At 63.8% G+C, this 26,789-nt stretch carries 23 protein-coding genes; 7 read left to right on the top strand and 16 right to left on the bottom strand.

What is annotated here, in order from left to right:
* Positions 1 to 167: 167 nt before the first annotated feature.
* Together A9O65_RS14645 and A9O65_RS14640 are read right to left on the bottom strand one after the other, a co-directional pair.
* Entirely contained in the window at positions 168 to 1,553 is a 1,386-nt protein-coding gene (locus A9O65_RS14645) for an aspartate aminotransferase family protein (protein ID WP_064702480.1), read from the bottom strand.
* A gap of 37 nt (positions 1,554 to 1,590) precedes the next feature.
* Positions 1,591 to 2,358 carry a gamma-glutamyl-gamma-aminobutyrate hydrolase family protein gene (locus A9O65_RS14640; protein WP_064700656.1) on the bottom strand — a complete coding sequence of 256 codons (768 nt, stop codon included), beginning with the start codon at positions 2,356 to 2,358 and terminating at the stop codon, positions 1,591 to 1,593.
* Positions 2,359 to 2,612: 254 nt separating this feature from the next.
* Between A9O65_RS14640 and A9O65_RS14635 the strand changes: the two genes are divergently transcribed.
* Both A9O65_RS14635 and A9O65_RS14630 read left to right on the top strand, forming a co-directional pair.
* The gene (locus tag A9O65_RS14635; protein WP_064702479.1) at positions 2,613 to 3,989 is read left to right on the top strand and encodes a glutamine synthetase family protein; all 1,377 of its coding nucleotides are present in this window, start codon (positions 2,613 to 2,615) and stop codon (positions 3,987 to 3,989) included.
* 180 nt (positions 3,990 to 4,169) lie between these two features.
* Complete coding sequence (locus tag A9O65_RS14630) at positions 4,170 to 5,654, top strand: Na+/H+ antiporter NhaC family protein (RefSeq protein WP_064702478.1); 1,485 nt, start codon at positions 4,170 to 4,172, stop codon at positions 5,652 to 5,654.
* Positions 5,655 to 5,691: 37 nt separating this feature from the next.
* On the opposite strand, the gene A9O65_RS14625 is transcribed toward A9O65_RS14630, so the two are convergent.
* Complete coding sequence (locus A9O65_RS14625; protein WP_064702477.1) at positions 5,692 to 6,753, bottom strand: substrate-binding domain-containing protein; 1,062 nt, start codon at positions 6,751 to 6,753, stop codon at positions 5,692 to 5,694.
* Between the two features lie 129 nt (positions 6,754 to 6,882).
* On the opposite strand from A9O65_RS14625, the gene A9O65_RS14620 reads away from it, so the two are divergent.
* The 5 genes from A9O65_RS14620 to A9O65_RS14600 are packed head-to-tail and all read left to right on the top strand — an operon-like array spanning position 6,883 to position 12,862.
* Positions 6,883 to 7,374, top strand: a complete 492-nt coding sequence (locus A9O65_RS14620; protein WP_064700660.1) for a formate dehydrogenase subunit gamma — start codon at positions 6,883 to 6,885, stop codon at positions 7,372 to 7,374.
* Positions 7,371 to 8,906 carry a formate dehydrogenase beta subunit gene (locus tag A9O65_RS14615; protein ID WP_064700661.1) on the top strand — a complete coding sequence of 512 codons (1,536 nt, stop codon included), beginning with the start codon at positions 7,371 to 7,373 and terminating at the stop codon, positions 8,904 to 8,906. The genes A9O65_RS14620 and A9O65_RS14615 overlap by 4 nt, the downstream gene beginning before the upstream one ends.
* Before the next feature lie 20 nt (positions 8,907 to 8,926).
* On the top strand, positions 8,927 to 11,797 hold the full coding sequence (gene fdhF / locus A9O65_RS14610) for a formate dehydrogenase subunit alpha (RefSeq protein ID WP_064700662.1): 2,871 nt from the start codon (positions 8,927 to 8,929) through the stop codon (positions 11,795 to 11,797).
* A gap of 17 nt (positions 11,798 to 11,814) precedes the next feature.
* On the top strand, positions 11,815 to 12,621 hold the full coding sequence (gene fdhD, locus A9O65_RS14605; protein WP_064700774.1) for a formate dehydrogenase accessory sulfurtransferase FdhD: 807 nt from the start codon (positions 11,815 to 11,817) through the stop codon (positions 12,619 to 12,621).
* A 10-nt stretch (positions 12,622 to 12,631) separates the two neighbouring features.
* Positions 12,632 to 12,862 (top strand): formate dehydrogenase subunit delta, encoded by a 231-nt coding sequence (locus tag A9O65_RS14600; RefSeq protein ID WP_064702476.1) that lies wholly within the window; start codon positions 12,632 to 12,634, stop codon positions 12,860 to 12,862.
* 57 nt (positions 12,863 to 12,919) lie between these two features.
* On the opposite strand, the gene A9O65_RS14595 is transcribed toward A9O65_RS14600, so the two are convergent.
* The 13 genes from A9O65_RS14595 to prfA form a co-directional block, all read right to left on the bottom strand.
* Complete coding sequence (locus tag A9O65_RS14595; protein WP_064702475.1) at positions 12,920 to 13,477, bottom strand: glycine zipper 2TM domain-containing protein; 558 nt, start codon at positions 13,475 to 13,477, stop codon at positions 12,920 to 12,922.
* Positions 13,478 to 13,659: 182 nt separating this feature from the next.
* Positions 13,660 to 14,952 (bottom strand): NAD(P)/FAD-dependent oxidoreductase, encoded by a 1,293-nt coding sequence (locus A9O65_RS14590; RefSeq protein WP_064700665.1) that lies wholly within the window; start codon positions 14,950 to 14,952, stop codon positions 13,660 to 13,662.
* Between the two features lie 165 nt (positions 14,953 to 15,117).
* A complete protein-coding gene (locus A9O65_RS14585) occupies positions 15,118 to 16,176 on the bottom strand; it encodes a polyamine ABC transporter substrate-binding protein (protein ID WP_064700666.1) in 1,059 nt (352 codons plus the stop codon).
* Positions 16,177 to 16,367: 191 nt separating this feature from the next.
* Complete coding sequence (locus A9O65_RS14580) at positions 16,368 to 17,735, bottom strand: glutamine synthetase family protein (protein WP_064700667.1); 1,368 nt, start codon at positions 17,733 to 17,735, stop codon at positions 16,368 to 16,370.
* 54 nt (positions 17,736 to 17,789) lie between these two features.
* Positions 17,790 to 18,854, bottom strand: a complete 1,065-nt coding sequence (locus A9O65_RS14575; protein WP_064700668.1) for an ABC transporter substrate-binding protein — start codon at positions 18,852 to 18,854, stop codon at positions 17,790 to 17,792.
* A gap of 37 nt (positions 18,855 to 18,891) precedes the next feature.
* Positions 18,892 to 19,689, bottom strand: coding sequence for an ABC transporter permease (locus A9O65_RS14570; RefSeq protein ID WP_082920062.1), 798 nt, complete (start codon positions 19,687 to 19,689; stop codon positions 18,892 to 18,894).
* The gene (locus A9O65_RS14565) at positions 19,686 to 20,606 is read right to left on the bottom strand and encodes an ABC transporter permease (RefSeq protein ID WP_064700669.1); all 921 of its coding nucleotides are present in this window, start codon (positions 20,604 to 20,606) and stop codon (positions 19,686 to 19,688) included. The genes A9O65_RS14570 and A9O65_RS14565 overlap by 4 nt, the downstream gene beginning before the upstream one ends.
* 10 nt (positions 20,607 to 20,616) lie before the next feature.
* A complete protein-coding gene (locus A9O65_RS14560) occupies positions 20,617 to 21,759 on the bottom strand; it encodes an ABC transporter ATP-binding protein (RefSeq protein WP_082920063.1) in 1,143 nt (380 codons plus the stop codon).
* Positions 21,760 to 21,792: 33 nt separating this feature from the next.
* Positions 21,793 to 23,085, bottom strand: a complete 1,293-nt coding sequence (locus A9O65_RS14555; RefSeq protein WP_064702474.1) for an NAD(P)/FAD-dependent oxidoreductase — start codon at positions 23,083 to 23,085, stop codon at positions 21,793 to 21,795.
* A 329-nt stretch (positions 23,086 to 23,414) separates the two neighbouring features.
* Positions 23,415 to 24,161 carry a HesA/MoeB/ThiF family protein gene (locus tag A9O65_RS14550; protein ID WP_064700671.1) on the bottom strand — a complete coding sequence of 249 codons (747 nt, stop codon included), beginning with the start codon at positions 24,159 to 24,161 and terminating at the stop codon, positions 23,415 to 23,417.
* Positions 24,162 to 24,166: 5 nt separating this feature from the next.
* Positions 24,167 to 24,667, bottom strand: coding sequence for an Lrp/AsnC ligand binding domain-containing protein (locus A9O65_RS14545; RefSeq protein ID WP_064700672.1), 501 nt, complete (start codon positions 24,665 to 24,667; stop codon positions 24,167 to 24,169).
* A gap of 175 nt (positions 24,668 to 24,842) precedes the next feature.
* Positions 24,843 to 25,691 (bottom strand): peptide chain release factor N(5)-glutamine methyltransferase, encoded by an 849-nt coding sequence (prmC, locus tag A9O65_RS14540; protein WP_064702473.1) that lies wholly within the window; start codon positions 25,689 to 25,691, stop codon positions 24,843 to 24,845.
* A complete protein-coding gene (gene prfA / locus A9O65_RS14535; protein WP_064702472.1) occupies positions 25,691 to 26,782 on the bottom strand; it encodes a peptide chain release factor 1 in 1,092 nt (363 codons plus the stop codon). Before prfA ends, prmC begins: the two co-directional genes overlap by 1 nt.
* Positions 26,783 to 26,789: the final 7 nt, after the last annotated feature.

Below are 26,789 nucleotides of genomic sequence, written 5' to 3'. Positions count from 1 at the left end.
GGTGGCCGGATTGACGGTGGCGAAGGTCTCGCCGCCGATGGCCGCGACGAAGGCATCGTCGATATAGGCACGGGTCTCGAGACCCTGCTCGACCAGCGTGGCGGCCAGCGCCCGCCAGTCGGCATGGGTTTCGGGGGACTCGGTGGCGAGAATCGAGGATTGAGCGGTCATGCGGTTGGCTCCTCTTGCATGTGCGGGGCGTGCGTCAGTCGGCGAGCCGTCTCGTCCAGGGCCCGTCGGGCCAGTTCCACCAGTTCGTCGATTTCCTCGCGACGAATCACCAAGGGTGGCGCAATGATCATGGTATCGCCCACGGAACGCATCACCAGACCACTGGCGAAGCACAGGTCACGACACAGGTTGCCGGCGCCCAGCGACTTGTCGAAGCGCTGCCCGGTCGTCTTGTCGGCAACCAGCTCCAGGGCGGCCATCAGTCCCAGGGAACGCGCCTCGCCGACGATCGGATGATCGGCCAGGCTGGCCCAGCGTTCGGCCAGATAGGAGCCAAGATCCTCGCGCACCCGATCCACCACGCCCTCGGCTTCGAGCAGTTCCAGGTTCTTGAGCGCCACGGCGGCACAGGTCGGATGCCCTGAATAGGTAAAACCATGGAAGAACTCGCCGCCTTCTTCGACCAGCGTCTCGGCGACACGATCCCCGACCAGCACGCCACCGATCGGCAGATAGCCGGATGAAAGCCCCTTGGCGACCGGCATCAGATCGGGCTCGAGACCGTAGTGCTGGCTGCCAAACCACTCGCCAAGTCGCCCGAAACCGCAGATCACCTCGTCGACGACCAGCAGGATGTCGTATTTCGCCAGCACTTTCTTGACGGCCGGCCAGTAGCTCTCCGGCGGCATGATGGCGCCCCCGGCCCCCTGAACGGGCTCGGCGATGAAGGCCGCCACCCGGTCTTCGCCAAGCTCGAGAATCTTGGCTTCCAACGCGGCGGCGCACTCCCGGCCGAACGCTTCCGGCGACATGCCCTGCCCTTCACCAAACCAGTAGGGCTGACGGATATGGGCAATACCGGGAACGCAGGGGCCGCCCTGAGCATGCATCGGCGCCATGCCGCCCAGACTCATGCCAGCCAGGGTGGAACCGTGATAGCCATTCTCGCGACCGATGATCCACTGCTTGTCGGGCCGACCTTTCAAGGCCCAGTAACGGCGCACCATGCGCAGCACGGTATCGTTGGCCTCGGAGCCGGAACCGGTGAAGAACACCTGGTTGATGTGCGACGGCGCCAATTTGCACAGCTTCTCGGCCAAGCGCACCGCAGGGGGGTGCGTGGTCTTGAAGAAGGTGTTGTAGTACGGCAGTTGCTCGAGCTGCGCCGTTGCCGCTTCAACCAGCTCGCGGCGTCCGTAACCGAGATTCACGCACCACAGCCCCGCCATGCCGTCGAGAATGCGGTTGCCCTCGCTGTCACGGAGGTAGACGCCCTCGGCATGGGTCACGACACGACTGCCTTCTTCGCCCAGTGCCTTGAAATCGGTGAAGGGATGCAGGTGATGGGTGCGATCCAGGGCCTGATAGTCTTGGGTTTGCATGATGTTGTTCTCCATTCACAAGGGGCTCGCAAAGCACTCAGGCCGTCACCGCCGCTACCTGTCTGTGGTACGCCTCACAGGCCCCGGCGAAGCCGCGGAAGATGGCGTCGTAGAGCGGGTGTTCCCGAGGCTGCCACTCGGGATGCCACTGCACCGCCAGGGTGAACCCCTCGGCCTGGGTCACCGACACCGCCTCGACCAGCCCATCGGGGGCCACGGCCTCGGTCGTGAGGCCATCGGCGAGCCTGTCGATCCCTTGCTGGTGCAGCGAATTGACGCGTGACCGCCCTTCTTCGAACAGCCGCGACAGGACACCACCCGGCCGGATTTCCAGATCATGCACGGGCGCATAGCGTGTCGCCTTGTCGCCTTCGGGCTCCCGGTGGTCGAGCTTGCCGGGCTGGTTTTGCACCGCCTGATACAGGCTGCCGCCGAGCGCCACGTTGATCTCCTGGAACCCGCGGCAGATACCCAGCAGGGGCAACCTGCGCGCCAGCGCCACCGATACCAGCGCCAGGGCAAGCGCGTCGCGGTCGAGATCCGCTCGGGTATTCTCCGGCGCCCGCTCGGCCCCGTAGCGCTGTGGTTCGACATTGGTATGACTACCAGTCAACACCAGGCCGTCGAGCCGCTCGGTCAGGGCCTCGACCTCCGCCGGCGCGATGTCTTCCCAGACCGGCAGCATCACCGGCGCGAGCCCATAGTCACGCAGGGCGCTCAGATACTTGTCGGTGACCATGTGTGACGGATGGCCCTCCACCTCACGGCGGCAGGCGATGACACCCACCAGGGGTCGAGTCGGCATGGCAGCCTCCTTGATCGAATCGAGATCACGCTTGTTATGTTTTAATCAACATACACAGGTTGAATAATCTTGCCAACTCTCGTCAGAACGAACACCCAACCTCTTAACACAACCAATTGATATTAATCATAAATGCAGAAAAAACGGAGAAGCTATTGCCAGGCATCCGCGAGATGTCGTAAAAAATTTGACAACACGAAGAGTTGATTCAAAGATGACAGCATCATCAACAATCCGATTCCAACAGGTGCCACATGTCACCCAATCCCGTCGATGAGGCCCGAGCCTTTCTCGAGCGCCACCCCGACATCGTCAGCATCGATCTGCTGATCAGCGACCTCAACGGCGTACTGCGCGGCAAGCGCATTCCCCGGGACAACCTCGAGAAGGTCTATCGCGACGGCGTCAACCTGCCTGCCTCGGTGTTCGCCCTGGACATTCACGGCAATACCGTGGAGGAAACCGGTCTGGGGCTCGACAGCGGCGATGGGGACCGAGTCTGCCATCCGGTGCCGGGCACCCTGATGCCGAGTCCCTGGCTGCGCGACGGCCGGCAGGCCCAGTTGCTGATGACCATGACCGAGCCCGACGGCGCGCCCTTCTTCGCGGATCCCCGCCAGGTGCTCGCCCGCGTGCTGGAGCGCTTCCGGCGTGTCGGGCTGACGCCGGTCGTGGCGGTGGAGCTGGAGTTCTACCTCGTCGATCGCCAGCGCAACGCGCTGGGCATGATCCAGCCGCCGCTGTCACCGAGCAGCGGAGAGCGCGCCACCCAGAGCCAGCTCTACTCGATCAACGAACTCGACGAATACGCGGACTTCCTCGAAGCGATCCACAGCGCCGCCGAACGCCAGGAGCTGCCGCTGGACACGGCCCTGAAGGAGTGTGCGCCGGGACAGTTCGAGATCAACCTGCTCCACTGCGACAACGCCCTGACGGCCTGCGACAGCGCCGTTCTGCTCAAGCGCCTGATCAAGGGCGTGGCCCTCCAGCATGGTTTCGATGCCACCTTCATGGCCAAGCCCTACGGTAACGAAGCCGGCAGCGGCACCCATGTACACATCAGCCTGCTCGACGACAACGGTCGCAACGTCTTTTCCGCCGAGGACGAGGCACCCCTGGGCACTCCCGAGCTACAGCGCGCGGTGGCCGGCCTGCTCGAGACCATGCCGGCCTCGATGGGGCTGCTCGCTCCCAACCTGAATTCCTTCAAGCGTTTCCAGCCCGGCCTCTACGTGCCCATGGCGCCGACCTGGGGCTACGACAATCGCTCGGTGGCAGTGCGCATCCCTTCCGGCGACAACCGGGCGAGGCGCATCGAACATCGTGTTGCCGGGGCTGACGTCAATCCGTACCTGTTGGTGGCTACCCTGCTCGCCGCCATTGATCACGGCCTTCACCATCACCTGACGCCGCCACCGGCGATCACCGGCAATGCCTATGACCAGGTCGCCCCTACCCTGACCAACAGCTGGCGCCAGGCGCTGGATCTGCTGGAGCGCGATACCACCCTCGCCGAGGCGCTGGGTCCCGACTTCTTGCGGGTCTTCATCGCCAATCGACGCGTCGAGCGGGACCAGACCATGCAGTCCATCAGCAAGCTGGAATACGACTGGTACTTGCGCCACGTCTGATCTTCCCACCCCGGCACTACACCACCTTCCCGGCTGCCCCAGCGGCCGGGCCAGGGCCCGTATGCCCGGATATCCCATTCCATTCATCCACAACAAAGGGACAGGCAAGATGACAACGACAACCTGCATCGTCTCGACAACGGTCAAGCGGCCTGCCTTCCGTACCGAAGGAGGTCGAGCATGAGCCAGTCACCCCATCCTTTCGCTCCCAGCCTGCCGATGCAGCGCGGTACAGGCCGTACCCTGCTGCTGGTCATCGGCATACTGGCCACCGTGACGACCCTGGCCCTGACGCACCGCGGCGTCAGCGACTATGGCTGGGTCAGCCTGGTGCCTTCGTTGATCGTGCTGATCGTGGCCATCACCACCCATCGCACCCTTGAGGCCCTGGCGATCGGTGCCATCTGCGGCCTGATCCTGCTGCAGCCCGATGATTTCATCGGCGAGCTGGCCGATATCTCGCTGTCGGTGATGATGAACGAGACCATCGCCTGGCTGATTCTGGTCTGCGGCCTGATGGGCGGCTTCATCGCCATGCTGGAAATATCCGGCTGCACCCTGAGCTTCAGCCATTGCCTGACACGGCTGGTCAAGACCCGTCGGCAGTCGATGCTCAGCACCGCCGCACTGGGTGTGCTGATCTTCATCGACGACTATCTCAACGCTCTGGCCACCTCGGCGGCCATGAAGCGCCTGACCGACCGTTTCGGCGTCTCCCGCGAGAAGCTGGCCTATATCGTCGACTCCACGGCAGCACCGATCTGCATCCTGGTGCCCCTGTCGACCTGGGCGGTGTACTTCGCCGAATTGCTGGAAACCAACGCCGCCACTGACGGTCCCGGCATGTGGCTGTACATCCAGTCGATTCCCTTCATGCTCTATGGCTGGGTGGCCATGGGATTGGTGGTGCTGGTGGCGCTCGGCCTGCTGCCCGACCTGGGACCGATGAAGGCCGCCGAAGCGCGCGCCAAACGCGGGCAACCGATCCCCGACGGCGCTCCGGACAAGCCACTCTCCGACGACGCGGCCCCGAGCGGACGTCCGTGGGTCGGCGTGTTCAACTTCCTCGCCCCCATGGCGGTGCTGATCGGTGCCAGCGCCTATTTCGAGATCGACCTGCTCAAGGGCGTGATCGTCGCCACCCTGTTCACCCTGGTGCTCTATCTCATCCAGCGGCTGGCGACCTTCAATACATTGATGGACGCCATCATGGACGGCTTCCGCACCATGATGTTGCCGTTGGCCATCGTTGCCGTGGGATTCGTGCTGCGCGAGATCAACGACCAGTTGGGCATGACCCCGTTCATGATCGACGCCTTGTCGCCCTATCTGACCAAGGCACTGCTGCCGGCCCTGGTATTCCTGTCCATGGCGGTCGTGGTCTTCGCCACCGGCTCGTCCTGGGGCGTGTTCGTGATCTCGATTCCCATCGTGGTGCCCATGGCCCAGCACCTGGATGCCTCGATGCCCCTGGTGGTCGGCGCCCTGCTCTCGGCCTCGAGCTTCGGCAGCCATGCCTGCTTCTTCTCCGATTCCTCGGTGCTCTCCGCCCAGGGCAGCGGCTGCCTGCCCATGCAGCATGGCCTGACGCAGTTTCCCTACGCCCTGCTCGGCGCCCTGGTGACTGCCGCCGGCTTCCTGGCACTCGGCTTCGCCCTGAGCTGACCTCCTTCGACCACGCCCGGGCCGGGCGTGGTCGACCTCATCCCGCCATCAGCGCCTCGATCCCCTCGACCTCGCCACACCGGTTCAGCGAATAGCCCGGCAACGCCAGAACGGCCTCCTGGAAGGCCTGGCCGGCCAGCACCTCCCGAAAGCTTTCCAGCCTTGGCTCGGCAAGGCTGCGATGATGGCACAGCAGCAGATAATCCTCGCTGGCCAGCGGCACGAAATCGAGCCCGAAACGCCGTGCCGCCGTCTCCACCCCGAATCCCACGTCGGCCATGCCGGCCGCGATGTAGGCGGCCACCGCCGAGTGGGTGTATTCCTCCAGCTCATAGCCACGAATGCGACGGGCCGATAGGCCCTCGGCCCGCAGCAACCCGTCAAGCAAGGCGCGCGTACCAGATGCGGACTGACGATTGATGAAACGTGCCTCGCCGCGTGTTAGATCGGCCAGGCCATGGATATCGCAAGGATTTTCCGGCGTGACCATCAACCCCTGGCGGCGGGTGATGAAGCGCAGCACACGATGGCTGCGCGGTTTCAGCAACGCGCGATAATCACGTGCCAGCCGTTCACCGACCGGCCCCTGGGGCAGGTGAAAGCCGGCCAGGTCACAAGCACCGCGATTCAGGGCGACCAGCGCCTCCCGAGGGCTGCAATACTGCAGATCGAGGCGCAGCTCATCGAGAAATTCCGGCAGCAGCTCCACCGCATAACCGTGGCTGGCATGCAAGCGTAATACGGGCTTCACCCCTTCCAACGTCTGCTGGATGGCCAGGTTGAGCTCCGACCCCAGGCTTTCCAGTTGTGGACCGAGACGCGCGATCACGCGCTGCTCGGCCCACAGCAATTTCTCGCCGAGCGGCGACAGGTGCGCGCCACGCCCACGCTGCAGCTCGACCAGGCTGATGCCGAAGAATTCCTGCCACTTGCCGAGCAGGTTCCAGGCATGCCGATAGGACACCCCGGCCATTTTCGCCGCCTCGGTCAACTTGCCATGACGATGGACGCCCTCGAGCAACACGAACAGCTGCGGGTCGATCTGATTGCCTGCCTCGTCGCTGAAGTACCAGGCCGGCGTGATGCGTATCCGTTTCATATGAAGCAAGTTTCATATTTTGCAATTGGCATACCAATGCTAGCTTTAAATCAACCGTGACGCACACCGATCCACCATAATATGAAATGGTGTGCCTATATAGACACAACAACGATCAGGTGATGCCCGATGAGCGCTCCCGCCGAGTGGACGCCGCAGCTGATTCAGGCCGAAGTCGATGCCCTGAAGGACAAGCCCGGCGCCCTGCTGCCGATTCTCCATGCGATTCAGGATCGCGTCGGCTTCGTGCCCGACGCCTCCGTACCGATCATCGCCGAATCCCTGGGCCTGACCCGTGCCGAGGTCCATGGCGTGATCAGTTTCTATCATCATTTCCGCACGTCCCGCCCGGGAAGTCATGTGGTCCGTATCTGCCGCGCCGAGGCATGCCAGGCAATGGGGTCCAGAGCGCTGGAAGCCCACGCCAAGGCCAGTCTCGAGATCGACTACCACCAGACCACCCGCGACCGGGAGATCACCCTGGAAGCCGTCTACTGCCTGGGCAATTGTGCCTGTGGCCCCTCGATATGCGTGGACGACCGCGTCCACGGTCGTGTCACCCCGGAAGCCTTCGACCGCCTGGTCGATGACCTGCGCACCACGCCACTGGAGGTGAAATGATGGCTCGCGTCTTCGTTCCCCGTGATACCACGGCACTGGCGATGGGCGCCGACGAGGTGGCCGACCGCTTGATGTCCGAAGCCGAGGCCCGAGGCATCGAGATCGCCCTGACCCGCAACGGCTCGCGCGGCCTGGCCTGGCTGGAGCCTCTGGTCGAGGTCGAGACCGACACCGGCCGAATGGCCTATGGCCCGGTTAGCGTGGAAGACGTGCCGGGGCTTCTCGATGCCGGCTTGCTGGAGGGCGCCACCGACCACCCGCTGGCCCAGGGCCTCACCGAGTCGATTCCCTACCTGGCTGGCCAACAACGCTTGACCTTCGCCCGAATCGGCGTCACCGATCCCCTCTCGCTAGCCGACTATCTGGCACACGATGGCTTCCGTGGCCTGGAAACCGCCCTGACCCTCGACGCCCAGGCCATCGTCGACGAGGTCAAGACATCCGGCTTGCGTGGCCGAGGTGGCGCTGCCTTCCCTACCGGCATCAAGTGGCAGACCGTGCACGATGCCCCGAGCGACCAGAAGTACATCGTCTGCAACGCCGACGAGGGCGACTCGGGCACCTTCGCGGACCGCCTGGTGATGGAATGCGATCCCTACATGCTGATCGAGGGCATGGCCATCGCCGGCCTCGCCGTCGGCGCCACCCAGGGCTACATCTACCTGCGTTCGGAGTACCCCCTGGCGCATCGCATCCTCGATGACGCCATCGCGCGGGCCGAGCAGGCCGGTTACCTGGGGGCCGACATTCGCGGCAGCGGTCGACGCTTCGACCTCGAAGTGCGCCTCGGCGCCGGCGCCTATATCTGCGGCGAGGAGACTTCGCTGCTGGAGAGCCTCGAGGGCAAGCGCGGCATGGTTCGCTACAAGCCGCCGCTGCCGGCCATCGAGGGGCTATTCGGACGTCCCACCGTGGTCAACAACGTGCTCTCCCTGGCGGCGATTCCCTATATCCTCGCCCGGGGCGGACAGGCCTACGCTGACTACGGCATGGGCCGCTCGCGCGGCACCCTGGCGCTGCAACTGGCCGGCAACGTCAAGCGCGGCGGCCTGGTCGAACTGGCCTTCGGCACCACCCTTCGCACGCTGATGGAAGACTTCGGCGGCGGCACCTTCAGCGAACGTCCGTTACGTGCAGTACAGGTCGGCGGCCCGCTGTGCGCCTATCTGCCAGAGAGCCAGTGGGACCTGCCACTGGACTACGAGACCTTCGCCGGCGTCGGTGCGGGAGTCGGACACGGCGGCGTGGTGATGTTCGACGACACCGTCGACATGGCCGAACAGGCACGCTTCTCGATGGAATTCTGCAAGGTGGAATCCTGCGGCAAGTGCACCCCCTGTCGCATCGGCTCGACCCGCGGGGTGGAGGTCATCGACCGCATCCTTGCCAACCAGGATCGCGACGCCAACCTCGAGTTGCTCGACGAGCTCTGCGAAACCATGGAAGACGGCTCCCTGTGCGCCATGGGCGGCATGACCCCCTTCCCGGTTAAGAGCGTGATGACCCATTTCCCCGACGACCTGCAGCGTTGAACGCTGAGGGAGAGATCGCCATGATCGGCTATTACGACCCCAACAAGGATTACGGCACCCCCGCCAGGCTGTCAGAGAACCACGTCAGCCTGTCGATCGACGGCGTGGAGATCAGCGTGCCCGAAGGCACCTCAGTGCTGCGGGCGGCGGCACTCGCCGATATCAATATCCCCAAGCTATGTGCCAGCGACAACCTCGAGGCCTTCGGTTCCTGTCGACTGTGCGCGGTACAGGTCGAAGGCAAGCGCGGCTATCCGGCCGCCTGCACCACGCCAGTGGAAGCCGGCATGCAGGTGACCACTCAGAACACCAAGCTGGCGCGGCTGCGCCGCAACGTCATGGAGCTCTACATCTCCGACCACCCGCTGGATTGCCTGACCTGTCCGGCCAACGGTGATTGCGAGCTCCAGGACGTGGCCGGCGCCGTGGGCCTGCGCGAAGTGCGCTACGGCTTCGAAGGCGAGAACCACCTGGCCGCCGAGAAGGACAACTCCAACCCCTACTTCAGCTTCGACCCCAGCAAGTGCATCGTCTGCTCGCGCTGCGTACGCGCCTGCGAAGAAGTCCAGGGTACCTTCGCCCTGACCATCGACGGCCGAGGGTTCGACTCCAAGGTCTCGCCGGGGCAGATGGAAGACTTCATGGACTCCGAGTGCGTCTCCTGCGGCGCCTGCGTCCAGGCCTGCCCGACGGCGACGCTGATGGAGAAGAGCGTGGTCGATCAGGGCGTGCCGGAACACAGCGTGATCACCACCTGTGCCTACTGCGGCGTGGGCTGCTCGTTCAAGGCCGAGATGAAGGGCGATCAACTGGTGCGCATGGTGCCCTACAAGGGCGGTGACGCCAATCATGGCCACTCCTGCGTCAAGGGCCGGTTCGCCTTCGGCTACGCCACCCACCAGGACCGCCTGACCACCCCGATGATCCGCGATTCCATCGACCAGCCCTGGCGCGAAGTCGGCTGGGAGGAAGCCATCAGCTTCGCCGCCGAACGCCTCAAGGCCACCCAGGCAAAATACGGTCGCGAAAGCATCGGCGGGATCACCTCCTCGCGCTGCACCAACGAGGAAACCTACCTGGTGCAGAAGCTGATCCGCGCCGCCTTCGGCAACAACAACACCGACACCTGCGCTCGGGTCTGCCATTCGCCGACCGGCTATGGTCTCAAGACCACCCTCGGCGAATCCGCCGGTACCCAGACCTTTGACTCGGTGATGAAATCCGACGCCATCATCGTCATCGGCGCCAACCCGACCGATGCTCATCCGGTGTTTGCCTCGCTGATGCGTCGCCGGCTGCGCGAAGGCGCCAGCCTGATCGTCGCCGACCCGCGCCACATCGACCTGCTCGACACCCCGCATCGCAGCGATGCCCAGCACCTGCCGCTGCGTCCGGGTACCAACGTGGCGCTGGTCAATGCCCTGGCGCACGTGGTGGTCACGGAGGGTCTCGAAGACCACGACTTCATCGCCAAGCGGTGCGACACCGAGGCCTACCGGGCCTGGCGCGACTTCATCAGCGAGGAGCGCCACTCCCCCGAGGCCGTCGAATCGGTCACCGGCGTATCCGCCGCGGCCGTGCGCCACGCCGCTCGCACCTACGCAAAAGCCCCCAATGGCGCCATCTACTATGGCCTGGGCGTCACCGAGCACAGTCAGGGTTCGACCATGGTGATGGGCATCGCCAACCTCGCCATGGCCACCGGCAACATCGGGCGCGAGGGGGTCGGCGTCAATCCGCTGCGCGGCCAGAACAATGTTCAGGGCTCCTGCGACATGGGTTCCTTCCCCCACGAACTGCCCGGCTATCAGCACGTCGCCGACGCCACGGCCCGCCAACGCTTCGAGGAACTCTGGGGCGTGCCCATCGACGACGAGCCCGGCCTGCGCATCCCCAACATGTTCGACGCGGCCATCGAGGGCAGCTTCAAGGCGCTCTACGTCCAGGGCGAGGACATCGCCCAGTCGGACCCCAACACCCAGCACGTCGAAGCGGCGCTGACCTCGCTGGACTGCCTGATCGTGCAGGACATCTTCCTCAACGAGACCGCCAAGTACGCCCATGTGCTGCTGCCCGGCTCCAGCTTCCTGGAGAAGAACGGCACCTTCACCAACGCCGAGCGACGCATCAACCGGGTACGCAAGGTCATGCCGCCGCGTGCCGGCAAGGAAGACTGGGAGATCACCGTCGAACTGTCCCGGGCTCTGGGCTATCCGATGGACTATCGCCATCCCTCCGAGATCATGGACGAAATCGCCCAGTTGACGCCGACCTTCACCGGTGTTAGCTACGACAAGCTCGAGCGCCTCGGCAGCCTGCAGTGGCCCTGCAACGCTGAACATCCCGAGGGCACGCCGACCATGCACGAGTTCGACTTCCCGATCGGCCTGGGACGCTTCGCGATCACCGAGTACGTGGCCACCGAGGAACGCACCAACCGGCGCTTCCCGTTGCTGCTGACCACGGGGCGCATCCTCTCCCAGTACAATGTCGGCGCCCAGACCCGGCGTACCGACAACCAGGTCTGGCACGACGAGGACGTCCTGGAGATCCATCCGTCCGATGCCGAAATGCGCGGCATCGCCGATGGCGACTGGCTGGGCATCACCAGCCGCTCCGGCCAGACGGTATTGCGTGCCCGCCTCAGCGAGCGCATGCAACCGGGGGTGGTCTACACCACCTTCCACCATCCGGCCAGCGGTGCCAACGTGATCACCACCGACAGCTCCGACTGGGCCACCAACTGCCCCGAGTACAAGGTCACGGCGGTACAGGTGGAAAAGGTCAGCCGTCCCTCGGCCTGGCAGCGGCGCTTCGATGACTTCGATCGCGAACAGCGCCAGTTCCTCGAAGCGGCCAGAGAACCCGCGTCGCAGGGAGTGGCACCGTGACGGGTGACATGGAGCGCATGGGTCGGCTGCCGGTCGAAGAACACCGGGAGCCGACCTGGGAAGCCATTGTTCGCGACGACGACCTGACCCTGGAAACGCCCGTGGCGCTGGTCTACAACGGCATCTCCCATGCCGTGATGATGGCCAGCCCCGACGACCTGGAAGACTTCGCCCTCGGCTTCAGCCTGACCGAGGGCATTCTCGAGCATCCTCACGAGCTCTATGACATCGAGATGCACAACGAAGCGGCAGGCGTCGCCATTCATATGGAGATCGCCAGCCAGCGCATGGCGGAACTGCGCCAGCGTCGCCGGAGCCTGTCGGGCAAGACCGGCTGCGGCCTCTGTGGTACCGAATCGCTGGAGCAGGCCATCCGACCGATCCCTTCGGTCATCGCGCCTGATCCGAGCGACAACGCCATCCAGCATGCCTTGGTGCAATTGCGCGAGTACCAGCCGGTCCAGGCCGCTACCGGGTCCAGCCATGGCGCCGCCTGGTGCGACCTGAACGGCGACATCCTCCTCGTCCGCGAGGATGTCGGTCGTCACAATGCGCTGGACAAGCTGATCGGCGCCCTGGCTCGCGAAGCCGTCGACCGCCATGCCGGCTTCGTCCTGGTCTCCAGCCGTGCCAGCTACGAGATGGTGCACAAGTGCGCCAGCGTCGGCCTCGGCGCCCTGGTCGCCGTCTCGGCGGCCACCGATCTGGCAGTGGCACAAGCCGAGACCGCCGGCCTGTTACTGGTCGGATTCGCCCGCCCGGGCCGTCATCTCATCTACCATCGCCCCGCCATCCAGCCATCACCGGCGTCCATGGCCGGTTGAGGACATCGATATGCAGCACGACCAACGCGCCACTCTGATTCACATGGCCAACCAGATTGCCGCCAACCTGCAGAGTTCCGATGACGCCGCAGCGGGCGTGCGCACTCACCTGGAAAAGTTCTGGGCGCGCAGCATGAAAGAACGCCTGATCGGCTGCCTGGACGACGCCGACTGCGACCTGAGCCCGATCGCCCGGCAAGCCGTCGAACAAATGGCCGAGCAGCGCCGCCAGGCCTCTTGATCGCCCCTTTCCTGGCAGGACATCCACGCCCCAAGCCAAGGTCAGGGTGACGGTCGCTCATCCCTCGGCGGGCAACGACTTCCACTGGGGCTGGCCATCCACCAGTCGGACACGCTCGCCCTCGGGCCGGTTGTCCAGGCGCGTGGTACGTACCTCGCCATCGTGCTGCCAGGTCACTTCATAGCCCGTCGTCTCCTGATGGGTATCGGTCACCGTATGACAGCGCTGCTCGGTGGTGGTGACCGTCTGCCCGGACTCGATGCGCTCCTGCACCTCGCGCCCGGCCAGGCCACCACCGACCGCCCCGGCCACGGTGGCGATCTTCTTGCCGCTGCCGCCACCGATCTGATTGCCGAGAAGCCCGCCGACGATGGCGCCGGCAGCCGATCCGACGACACGATGCGGATCACGGGTCGGCGCCTGGCGCTGGACCGTCACGTTCTCGCAGACCTCTCGCGGCGTCTCGACGCTGCGCGTCAATGGCTCGACCCCGGTGATATCGGCATATTGCGGCTGCCGGGCCTCCTGCGCCTCCTGCATCTGCCAGGCGCCGAAGGCCATGCCACCCAGGCCCAGCACGGCCAGGGTGGTACCCACGACGATCGACTTGCTCATGTTCCACCTCCTCTTGTGATCATCATCGGCTCTACGACAGCAAGACCGAGGATAGCGATGGGAAACGGCGCCTCCCGCGCCCGATGCTCCTAGCATAAACGGCCGGAACGCCCCGAGGGGCGTTCCGGCAAGACTTCCACATTGATTGGACCGGCCGTCGCCGGTCGGCGACGATCCAGGGCCTATAGCCCCAGTCGGTCCCGGGTCTGGTAGTACCAGGCCCCGATGGCCGAGAGCGGTACGCGCAACATGCGCCCACCGGGAAATGGCAGGTGCGGCAGGCCGGCAAAGGCATCGAAGCGCTCGTCGCGGCCGGTCATGACCTCGGCGATCAGACGTCCGGCCAGGTGGGTACAGGTCACGCCATGGCCCGAATAGCCCTGAGCATAATAGACATTATCGTTGAGCACGCCGAACTGGGGCAGCCGGTTGAGGGTCATCAGGAAGGTTCCGCTCCAGGCATACTCGACGCCGACATCCTTCAGGCCAGGGAAGGTCTTCTCCATCTTGGGTCGGATCACTGCCTCGATATCGTTCGGATCCTGCCCCCCATAGTTGACGCCGCCCCCATAGAGCAGCCGGTTGTCGGCGGTGAGACGGAAGTAATCCAACAGATAGTTGCAGTCTTCCACCGCCATGCCGTTCGGCAACAGTGCCTGGGCACGCGTCGGCTCCAGTGGCTCGGTGGCGATGATCTGGGTGCCGCAGGGCATGGACTTGCCTTCCAGCTCGGGCAGCACGCCCTGCAGGTAGGCATTGCCGGCCATCACCACCCGAGCAGCACGCACCACGCCACCGGGTGTGGTCAGTTGCACCGGATCGCCATGCGCCAGGCGAGTCACCGGTGTCTGTTCGTAAATCGTGCCGCCCCGCGACTCGAAGGCGGCGGCCTCGCCCAGCACCAGGTTGAGCGGATGCATGTGTCCGCCCGAATGATCGACGAGTGCCCCGACATAACGCTCCGAATTCACCTCGCGCTTGACCGATGCTCCCTCCAGCAGCTCCAGCTCCCGGTGACCATAGCGCTCCCAGAGCGCCTTGTGCTCGCGCAACCCCTTGAGCTGTTTGGCATTACAGGCGGCGAAAAGGTTGCCATCACGCAGGTCACAGGCGATATCGTAGTCGGCCACGCGTTCGCGGATGATGCGATTGCCCTCGAAGGCCATGTCGCCCAGGGCGCGAGCCGTCTCGGCGCCGTACCGGGCTTCGATCATGTCCATGTCACGGCTGTAGCTGTTGACGATCTGCCCACCATTGCGCCCGGACGCACCGAACCCCACTCTGGAAGCTTCCAGTACCACCACGTCGAACCCTTGCTCGGCCAGGTGCAGGGCCGCCGAGATCCCGGTGAAGCCAGCACCCACGACGCAGACATCACAACTGACCTCCCCTTCCAGAGCGGGGCGCCTCGGTGCGGGATTCGCGGATGCCGCATACCAGGATGCGACGTGTTCCGTGGATGAGGTGGCAGTCATGGAAGCCTCCAATCGGTGAATTTATTCAACATGTTTTCGCCGATGATAGGCACTCTCCCATCACATGGCAAACCAAGAGTCACATTATATTCACCAAAAAAGCGAGCAAGGGATCTCTCCGTTGCTCGCCTTTCCGGGTCACGTGACCGTGCTCGGCGCAAGTGGCTAGCGACTGCGCACTTCCGTCCACAACTGCTGCAGCAATTGCAGCGCATCTCCCTCGATGAGCGGAGTGGTCACCAAACGACCGCGATGCTCCCCATCCAGCCGCGAACTCTCGGCCAACGCCGGGGGCAATCGTTCGAGTGCCGCTTCGTTGGGCGTCCGATAATAGGCATACTCGGCCGAGCGTGCAGCATTCTCGGGCTGCATCAGAAAATCGATGAAAGCATGGGCCAGTTCCGGATGCGGTGCTCGAGCGGGAATCACCAGAGTATCCACGCCCAGTTGCGATCCCTCTTCGGGCACGAAGAACTCGAGATGTTCATAAGTATCGGGAGACGCCGCCTTGCGATACTCCACGTCACCGCTGTAGGTCACGGCGACCTGAGTGACGCCCCTGGCCACCTGCTCGACGGCCGCTGTACTGTCGACGAAGCCCGTGAAATTGGGACGCTCCAGCGTCTCGCCGACCAGCCGCGCCGCCTCGACCCAGGGCTGCTGGCCGACACAGTCGAAGCCCGCTCCCTGATAAGCGCAGGCCATGCCCAATGCGACCTGCGGGTCGCCTCCCAGCAACGCAAAGGGCTGATCGGGATTCGCCTCCGGCTCGAAGAGCAGGCGCCATGACGGCGGCGGATCGGGGAAGGTCTCGGTATTGTAGACGATACCGGTCACGCCCCATAGATAAGGCACGCTGTAGCGCTCCTCCGGATCGTAGGGCGGATGGCGGAACGCTGTCATCAGGTGGTCGCGCCCTTGGAGCAAGGAAGCGTCGAGCGGCTGGACGAGCCCCGCCTCGATGAGCCTGGGCACGAAATAATCGGTGGGTACCACCACGTCGTACTGGGCATCGCCACCCGCCGAAAGCTTCGAGAACATCTCGGCGTTGGAGGTGAAGTAGTTCTGGATCACCTCGACGTCGTGGGCCTTCTCGAAGGCTTCCACGACCTCGGGATCCATGTATTCCGTCCAGTTGAACAGGTAGAGCTTGTCGGCAGCACTTGCCATCGTGCCGGAGCCGAGCAGACAAGCGCCGACAATGCCGGCCAGGAAGGGTCGCATGAGCGTATCTCCATATGGATGAAAAGCCCTTCCAGCCTAGCCTATCGCCCACTCAGAGGCTGTTTGCCAACATCACGAGGACGGCCCGACAAGGCGAAAATGCGAAGAGACGCGAAGTTTCGCCACCCTGCATGAGCGCATCGAGCCGAAGTCGACACCGTATGGGCGAGCGCCGTCATGGGTCGGCCCTCTCAGACTCTCAGCAGCAAATGCTCCCGCTCCCAGGAACTGATGACCTGGAAATACTCGCGATGCTCGGCGCTCTTCACCGCCAGGTAACTGTTGGTGAAACGCTCTCCCAGAATATCGGCCAGGGGCTTGCAGTCACGCAGAAGCTCCAGTGCCGGCCCGATGTCGTCGGGTAGCTTGCTGCCATGAGACCAGGCCGAGCCGACCATGGGGGGCCGCGGCTCGAGCTGGCTGAGCATGCCCAGATAACCGCAGGCCAGTGAGGTCGCCATCACCAGATAGGGATTGGCATCGGCGCCGGCCAGCCGATTCTCGACTCGGGTGGCCTCGGGCGTGGACACCGGCACCCGCAGCCCCACGGTCCGATTGTCCATGCCCCATTCCACGTTGATCGGTGCCGAACCGCTGCTCTCGGTTCGCAGCAACCGCCGATAGGAATTGACGTTGGGCGCCAGCAACGGCATGGCCGCCGGCAGATAGCGTTGCAGGCCACCGATGAAATGATGGAAGAGGCGGCTCGGCTGGCCGTCGTCGCCAGCAAACAGGTTATGCCCCTTCTCGGCATCCATCAGGCTCTGGTGAAGATGCATCGAGCTGCCCGGCTCTCCCGCCATGGGCTTGGCCATGAAGGTGGCATACATGCCGTGACGCAAGGCCGTCTCGCGCAGGGTGCGCTTGAAGAGCACCACCTGGTCGGCCAATGTCAGCGGGTCGCCGTGCTGGAAGTTGACTTCCATCTGGCCGGCCCCTTCCTCATGGATCAGGGTGTCCAGATCCAGGCCCATCGCCTCGCAGTAGTCGTACATCTCCTCGAACAGCGGATCGAACTCGTTGACCGCGTCGATGGAGAACGACTGACGACTGCTCTCCTGTCGCCCATTGCGGCCGATCGGCGGTTCCAGCGGATAATCCGAATCCGTGTTGGTCTTGACCAGGAAGAACTCCACTTCGGGGGCCACCACCGGCTTCCAGCCCCGAGCCTCGTACAACGCAAGCACCCGCTTGAGGACATGGCGCGGCGACAGTTCCACGGCTTCGCCGCTCAGATAATGGCAATCATGGATGATCTGAGCGGTGGCGTCCTCGGTCCAGGGCACCAGGTAGACGGCATTCGGATCGGGCACCAGCTCCATGTCGCGCTCGACGGGATTCCAGAACTGGGTGTCCTCGTCATCGGGATAGCCGCCGGTGACGGTCTGAATGAAGATCGAATCTGGTAGCCGTGGGCGGCCGCCATTGAGGTACTTGCCGGCGGGCATGATCTTGCCCTTGAGGATGCCGGTCAGATCGGTCACCAGGCACTCGACCTCGGTGATGCCATGCTGCTGAAACCAATCGCTGAGGAGCGGAAGCTCCTGACGGTTACTCATGGGAATATCCTTGCTGCTGAAGGTGGGCCCGGCACCAGGCCAGGCCCTCGTGCCTCACCGCGACTTCACCTCAGACCACAGCTGCTGGAATGTCTGCAGCTGCTCGCCCTCCAGGGTCGGCGTGAAACGCAGCCGCTCCATGTCCGCCTCGCTGGGCTGGACAGGCGGCTCGGTCAGCACCTTGTCGAGATAGGGCCGGGCCGCCTCGTTGGGGCTGGCGTAGTAGTTGTAGTTAGAAAGCTGAGCACCGATCTCGGCGTCGAGAATGAAATCGATGAACTTGTAGGCCATGTCGGGATTCGGCGCTTCACTGGGAATCATCATGGCATCCACCCACATCTCGGCACCTTCGTCGGGAATCATGAACTCCATGTTCGCGAAGGCATCCGGATTCTCCTCCTTGTAGAACAGAAAGTCGCCATTGTAGGAGAGTCCGACATGGGTCACGCCCCGTGAAAGCTGCTGCAATGCCGGCGTGCCGTCGGTAAAGCCGCTGAATGTCTCGCGACTCTTGGTTTCGATGAGCAGGCGCGCCGCTTCACGCCAGGCCTCCATGGAGGTGCAGTCGTAACCATGGCCGAGATAGGCACAGGCGCCTCCCATGCTGACCTGACCATCTCCCATCAGACCGAAGGGATGCTGCGCGTTGACCTCGGGATCGAAGAGCAGCGACCAGCTCTTGGGCGCATCGGGAAAGGTCTCGGCATTGTAGATGATGCCGGTCACGCCCCATTGGTAAGGCGCGGAATAACGTGCCCCGGGATCGTAGGACGGATCGGCGAACTGCTCCATGACATTGTCGAGATTGTCGAGCTTCGACTTGTCGAGTTCCTGGACCAGGCCCGTCTCGATCAGGCGCGGTATATAGTAGTTCGACGGTACGATGATATCGTATTGGGAGACGCCGCCGGCATTGAGCTTGGCGAACATCTCCGGATTGGAATTGAAATAGTTCTGGACCACCTCGACATCGTACTTCTCCTCGAAGGCCTCGATGATCGCGGGATCCATGTACTCGGTCCAGTTGAACAGGTACAGCTTGTTTTCCTGCGCCTGCACCTGCCCTGCCAGCGCCAGGCCAGCCAGGGACAGGGCCAATGCGGTCTTGTTGGTCTTCATGATGGACTCCTCGTTTCCCCTCGATGATGATGCCGGCTCAGGCCCGCCGGCGACGGCTGAAAAAGAGACTCAGGATGGCGGCGACCACCACCGCACCGATCATCAGAGATGCGATGGCATTGATCTCCGGCGACACGCCTTTCTTGATCGCGCCCCAGATATAGATCGGCAGGGTCGCGCTTTCCGGTCCCGCCGTGAAGAAACTGATGACGAAGTCATCGATGGACAGCGTAAAGGACAGGAAGAAGGCCGAGATCAACGCCGGCTTGATGGTCGGCAGCATGAAATGCAGCACCCGCTTGAATGGCGTGGCATACAGATCCTTGGCGGCCTCGAAGAGCGTCGGGTCGAGTCCCACGAAACGCGAGTAGACGATCAACGCCACAAAGGGAATCTGGAAGGTCACGTGCGCAATGATCATGGTGCCAAGTCCCGGCTTCAATAACCCGGTAGCCTCGTGGATCTGCACGAAGAAGGCCATCTCGGAGATGCCGAAGACGATATCCGGCAGAACGATCGGCAGATAGATCAGCACGATCAGCCAACCAAGCTTGCGATGGCGATGGCGATACATGCCGTAACCGATCAGGCAACCGATGACCAGGGCGATCACCGAGGAGACGATGGCCAGCACCATGCTGTTGGCGAAGGCCGAGAGTATCTGCTCGTTACCCAGCAGACGCTGGTACCAGCGCAGCGAGAAGCCCGCAAAACTGGCCGAGCTGTTGGCGGCATTGAAGGAAAACAGGACCACCACCGCCAGCGGCAGGTACAGGAAGACCAGGGTCAGCCACCAGAAGCCGGTCAGGCCACGCCTCAATACCCGCTTGTTCATATCACCACCTCCTCACCGCCGCCCAGGCGCTTGCCGATGCGTCGCATGGCAAAGAGCCCGATGAAGGTCGCGATCAACATCAGGATCGCGCCGGCCGCACCCAGCGGCCAGTTGGAGCCTCCCGAAAACTGGGTAGCCACCAGGTTGCCCAGCATCATGCCCTTGCCGCCCCCCAGAAGCTCGGGGATCACGTACATGCCGAACGCCGGGATGGCCACCAGCACGATGCCCGCCAGCAACCCCGGCAGGGTCTGCGGAAAGACCGCATGCCAGAAGGCGCGCACCGGCGAGGCATAGAGATCCTGGGCCGCCTCGACCTGAGCGGTATCCAGCTTCTCGAAGGCCGCATAGAGCGGCAAGACCATGAAGGGCAGGAAGTTGTAGACCAACCCCAGCGTGACCGCGAAGTTGGAAGGATAAAGCCCCATGTTGGGCGCGATCAGGCCAAGCCCTTCCGCCAATTCCGAAATGGGCGTTCCCGGCGCCAGCAAGTTCATCCAGCCAAAGGTGCGAATCACCTGATTGGTCCAGGAGGGCACCACGACCGCCAGCAGCATGATCGGACGCCAGCGTTCTCGGCAGGTGGTGATGTAGTAAGCGATGGGATAGGCCACCAGCACCACCAGGGTCGTGGAAAGCAGGGTCTGCCACAGCGAGCGCAGCAGGGTGTAGAGATTGCCCGGACTCCAGCCGAGAAAGCCAAACCCGGCCAGGCGCTCGAATGCATCCAGCGTCAGGGGCATCTCGGGCAAGCCGTAGGGGCCGTTGGTCATGAAGGCCACGCCCATCAGGTAAGCACTGGGCAGCACCAGGAAGATGACGATCCAGGCCGCACCGGGCGTGACACTGAACAGCAGATGACGCATTTCGCCGACCACGGCCCGGCGACGCATCGCATGTTGGGATATCTCGGCCATGACGCCCTCCTCAGGCAGCGACCCGAACCAGATCTTCCGGGCAGACGCTGATGGTCACCTCATCGCCCTCGTGATGTATCCGCTGGCCCAGATTGCTGGCCACCGCCATCACCATGCACTCGTTGACTTCGAGCCGGTACTCGATACGACTGCCACGATAGAGGCGTTCGCGTACGATGCCCGTCATTCGGTTGTAGCCCTCCGGCACCTCGGGCCCCAGCTCCAGCGTCTCGGGACGCACCAGCAACCAGCCATCGGCGTCATCACGCTGCTCGCCGGGCATCAGCCTCAACCGACCGATCTCGGTCTCCACCCAGTCGCCTTCACTATGATGAATGGCAAAGAGGTTGTCGTGCCCCATGAAACGGGCCACGAAGGCATTGGCGGGACGCTCGTAGACGTCGTTGGGAGCACCGACCTGCTGGATGTTGCCGCCATCGAGCACGGCGATGCGATCCGACATGACCATCGCCTCGTCCTGGTCATGGGTCACGAACACGAACGTCATGCCCAGTCGCTTCTGCAGGCGCTGCAACTCGACCTGGAGCTGAGCGCGCAGGCCGGCATCGAGCGCCGAAAGCGGCTCGTCGAGCAGCAGGACATCGGGCTCGCAGACCAGCGCCCTCGCCAGGGCAATGCGCTGACGCTGCCCCCCTGAAAGCTGGTCGACGCGTCGATCGACCAGGTCCCCCAGCTTGATGAATGCCGCGATCTCATCGACCTTGGCATCGCGCTTTTCCGCCGGCAGACCACGCATCTTGAGGCCGAAGGCGAGGTTGTCGCGCACCGAAAGATGAGGAAAGAGCGCATAGGACTGAAAGACAGTATTGACGCTACGCTGGTGCGGGGGCACCTCGGTGAGCTCCTTGCCGCCCACCACCAGCGTTCCCTGATCGGGCTCTTCGAGACCGGCAAGGATGCGCAGCAAGGTCGTCTTGCCACAACCGGAAGGCCCCAGCAGGGTGAAGAACTCACCGGCCTGGATCGTCAGGTCGACCCCGTCCAGCGCCACGGTATCCCGTCCGAAGCGCTTGTGCAGGCCCCGCAATTCGATGGCGGAGGCCTTGCGGGTCGACGCCTGGTGTCGTGTTGTCTTCGCCGCCGGCGCCACACCCGTCTTGTCGGCGATGTCCGCCGAGATGGTATCGCTCATGGAGGTGCCCTCTTCGTTGGTCGATGGCCTCACTCAGAGGCGATCGCGAAGTTTATAGAATTGAGTGGCCAGCACCAGTAGAGGCTTGCGCAGCAGCCGCCCCCCGGGAAAATGCCGGTGCGGCATGGCGGCAAAGGTGTCGAACCCCTCGCCATGCCCGGCGACGGCATCGCTCATCAACTTCCCAGCGAGCCCCGCCATGGCCATGCCATGCCCAGAATAGCCCTGGGCGTAGAAGAGGTTGTCGTCCAGGCGACCGAAATCCGGCGCCCGATTGAGGGTGATGGCCACGTCGCCACCCCAGCGGTACTCGATGGGTACGCCCTCGAGAACGGGAAAGAGGTGAGCGATCTTGGCGTCCATGCGTGTCTGGAGATTCGGGGGCTCGCGTCCATCGTAGCTGACCTCGCCGCCATAGATGAGGCGACGGTCCGCCGAGAGGCGATAATAATCGAGCACGAAATTGGCATCGGACAAGGCATCGCCACGCGGCAACACCTGGGCGGCCTGTTCCTCGGTCAGTGGCGCGGTGGCGACCATGTAGTTGGCCGCCCGCATGATGCGTCCCGACAGCTCCGGCACCAGGCCAGTCTGGTAGGCATTGGTTCCCAGCACCACGACATCGGCCGTGACGCTGCCCTGCTCGGTGCGCACGACAGCCGGTTCGCCACGGCGAATTTCCTGGACGGTACTGTGCGGATACAGCCGAGCACCGGCTCGCTGGGCGGCACGAGCCAGGCCCAGCGTATAGTTGAGCGGGTGAAGGTGGCCCCCCTCGCGATCGTAGAGGGCCGCGGGATAGACATCGGTGACCACGTGCTCGTGCAGCGCCTCTCCTTCCAGCCACTCCAGCGCCTCGTACCCGTACTTGCGGCTCAGTTCCTCGCGGAACTGTTCCAGCTCCCGGACGTGGCGCGGCTTGACCGCCGCATGGAGATAGCCCCAGGCCAACTCGCAAGGAATCGCATGACGCTCGACCAGTTCGGCAGTGAGGCGTACCGCTTCTCGGCTCATCTCCCAGATGCGACGTGCACACTGGAGTCCCAGCGCCTGCTCGACCGTGGCGATGTCGGTCCCGAGTCCGGGCAGGATCTGACCGCCGCTGCGGCCGGAAGCGCCATGGCCGATATCCTCGGCTTCCAGCAACGCCACCGAATATCCACGTTCGGCCAGATGCAGCGCCGCCGAACAACCGGTGACTCCTCCGCCGATCACACAGACATCGGCATGTCGGTCCTCGGTCAAAGGCGCACAGGGTTCGAGTTCGACGGCGATGGAATCGCGGTACCAGGAGGCGGGACGCTCGTGTGGCGCAGAAGTCTTCATACACTCAGCCTGTTCGGTGCGCAGTGCGCTCGTTGTTGTTCATCGCCCCGATGGCTGCCACCGATCGGGACAGCTTCAGTTTGACACCAGCACTGCGTTTAATGTCAAGTATTCAATAACGGAACAACAACGTCTGCCGACAGGATGGCAGGCCAAAAGCATCGCGTCTTGTCGCCTTCTTCAAGGCACCCGGCTCGGAATTCATGCAGCAGCCCTTCCACCGCCAGTCGCCACCAGGCGTCAAATAAACACCATCAAGCATCATCAAAGGGAGCATCGAGAGAGCCGGCCTGACCGGCTGGGACGCCGGGGCGGCAACATGGCGCCATTCAGGCCCCGCATACCGGGCACTCGGGGTCTCGGGGCACCTTGAAATGGCGCCACTGCCCCGTCAGGCCATCGAAGGTGGAAAGCCCCTGATGCACGCTGCCCGCGCCACTGACCAGCTTGAGCGCTTCCAGCGCCTGGAAGCTGCCGATGAGCCCGACCAGGGGAGCCACTACCCCATTCTCGGCACAGCGCAACTCGTCGTCGCCCCCTTCCCCCGGCGGATAAAGGCAACCGTAGCACGGCGCCTGTGGATCACGCGGGTCGAACACCGCCAACTGCCCGGAAAAACGGATCGCCGCCCCCGACACCAGAGGCACACCGGCATGCCGGCAGGCCTCGTTGACCGCATAGCGACTGCTGAAGCGATCGGTGCAGTCGAGCACCACATCGACCTGACTCACCACTGTACGAAGATCTTCACCACTCAGGCGTCGGGGCAGCGCAACGATATCGCAATCGGGATTGAGCGCCAGGCTGGCATCACGGGCCGATTCCGCCTTGGGACGACCGATGTCGGCCATGCCATGAGCGATCTGGCGCTGCAGGTTGGAAAGCTCCACGGTATCGTCATCGGCCAGCGTCAAGCGCCCCATCCCGGCCGCTGCCAGGTACAGCGCCACCGGGGAGCCGAGCCCGCCGGCCCCGACCACCAGGGCGTGCCCGGCCAGCAGCCGCTCCTGCCCCTCGACATCGATCGACTCGAGCATGATCTGACGGCTGTAACGCAACAGCGCTGCATCGTTCATGGGGCTCACTTGTCGTCGAACTCCTCGATATCGGGCACATGGAGGGAGACGTCTTCCTTGACCTCCTCCATCACCACATAGCTCTTGGATTCCTTGACGCCCGGCAAGGTCAGGACCACATCACCGAGCAACTGGCGATAGGCCGACATCTCGGGAATACGACACTTGAGAATATAGTCGAACTGACCCGAGACCAGATGGCATTCCTGAATCTGCGGCAGCTTGGCCACGGCGCGGCGAAACTCGTCGAACACCGAGGGCGACTGGGTTTCCAGACTGATCTCGACGAAGACCAGCAGATTGGCCTTGAGGGCACGAGGGTCGAGCAGCGCCTTGTAGCCACGGATCACGCCCGAACGCTCCAGGCGCTTGACGCGCTCCAGGCAGGGCGTCGTGGAGAGCCCCACCTGAGAGGCGAGATCCACGTACGAGATACGGGCATTTTCCTGCAGGCAACGCAGGATATTGAGGTCGATACGATCGAGCGAGCGAGTCTTGGTTTTCATTGTCTTCCTGACACGCGGTGGGCGTTGGTCTTTGCCGTCTTGGCAGAAGCTTTACCTGAAAATCACCCTTTGGCAGGCGATTGTTGGTTTTCACTCATGCGAAGCCGGCCATTGATGGCATTTTTTACTGCGTTCAGGTTTAACACAGCCGCCCCCGCGGGCTCCACCCCGGCCCTCAACGGCACGCTTTCGTCCAACGCCCAAGACTGACCCTTTCATGCCCCGATAGATCGCGTTCGCAGGTCACGTCCTGGTAGCCGCTTGCATGCAATGCTTCGCGCACCGCGCCTCCCTGATCGGCACCATGCTCCAGCAGCAACCAGCCACCCGACGCGAGCCGCTCCCTCGAGGCATCGACCAGGTGATAAAGATCCGAGAGCCCTCGTTCGCGCGCCACCAGGGCGCCACGCGGCTCAAAACGGACATCGCCCTGATCGAGGTGCGGGTCATCATCGGCCAGGTAAGGAGGATTGGCGACGATCACGTCGAAGTCGCTCTCCTCGAGTGCCGCAAACCAGTCGCCGACTCGAAAGTCGACATTGTCGATGCCCAGGCGCTCGGCATTGCGTATCGCCAGCGACACGGCCTCGGGGTTGAGATCGATGCCGACGGCACGCCAGCCGGAACGTTCGCTTGCCAGGGCCAGGGCCACGGCACCAGTGCCTGTGCCCAGGTCCAGCAGCCGGCCGGCGCGAGCGGGCATGCGCGCCAACGCCGCCTCGACCAGCGTCTCGGTGTCGGGTCGGGGAATCAGAGTGCTCGGCCCAGTGAACAGGGGCAGCCCCCAGAATTCACGCTCACCGGTGAGATAGGCCACCGGGTGCCCCGCCGCGCGGGCGGCGACGAGCGCCTCGAAACGCGCCTGCTCGGAGGTGTCAGCGTTCCGATCCCCCCAGGTATAGAGCCAGGTGCGGTCGACACCGAGCACATGGCACAGCAAGACCTCGGCATCGAGACGCGCACTCGGCGAGCCGGCGTCGGCAAGCCGAGAGGCGGCCTGTGCCAGGAGCATATCCAGCCGCATCATCCCTCCTGTTGCAGGGCGGCCAGTTGCTCTGCCTGGTACTCGTTGATCAAGGGCTCGATGACATCGTCGAGTCCCTCGCCGCCGACCACCTCGGAAAGCTTGTAGAGCGTCAGGTTGATGCGGTGATCGGTCACTCGCCCCTGCGGGAAGTTGTAGGTGCGAATCCGCTCGCTGCGATCGCCCGAGCCCACCAGCGAACGCCGCTCATCGGCCTGCTGCTGGCGCTGACTGTCCTGAGCCGCCTGCTTGAGGCGCGCGGCGAGCAGCGACATGGCCTTGGCGCGGTTCTTGTGCTGACTGCGTTCTTCCTGACATTCCACCACCACGCCGCTCGGCAAGTGAGTGATACGGATCGCCGAATCGGTCGTATTGACGTGCTGACCACCTGCCCCACTGGCGCGAAAGGTGTCCACGCGCAACTCATTGGGGTCGAGGTTGACCTCTCCCACCTCGGCGGCTTCTGGCATCACCGCCACGGTGCAGGCCGAGGTATGGATGCGCCCCTGGGATTCGGTCGCCGGCACGCGCTGCACACGGTGGGCGCCGGACTCGAACTTCAGCCGGGCATAGACGCCCTCGCCCTTGACCCGGGAAATCAGTTCCTTGTAGCCGCCCTGATCGCCATGGCTGGCACTGACGATTTCCACTTTCCAGCCATGCAGCTCGGCATAGCGGGAATACATGCGAAACAGGTCGCCGGCGAACAGCGCGGCCTCGTCGCCGCCAGTGCCGGCGCGAATCTCCAGGAAGACGTTGCTCTGGTCATCCGGATCCCGCGGCACCAGCAACTGCTTGAGCCGAGTCTCCAGCGCCTCCAGCTTCTCCCGACCGGACTCGCGTTCCATCGAGGCCAGTTCACGCATCTCGGCATCGGCATCGTCGGCGAGCGCCTCGGCGGCTTCGAGGTCTTCCTCCACGGCGCGATAATCGCGCCAGGCCGCCACCAGAGCATCGAGCTCGGCATATTCCCGCGAATAGTCGCGAAAGCGAGGCTGATCGGCAATCACCTCAGGATCCGCCAACAGGGCGGCGAGCTCCTCGAAGCGCTCGGCGAACGTCTCGAGGCGCTGACGCAGGGAAGCTTTCATCAACAGG

Source organism: Halomonas caseinilytica (genome assembly GCF_001662305.1).
GTDB lineage: Bacteria > Pseudomonadota > Gammaproteobacteria > Pseudomonadales > Halomonadaceae > Halomonas > Halomonas caseinilytica.
This window is presented reverse-complemented; position numbering and strand designations above follow the sequence as displayed.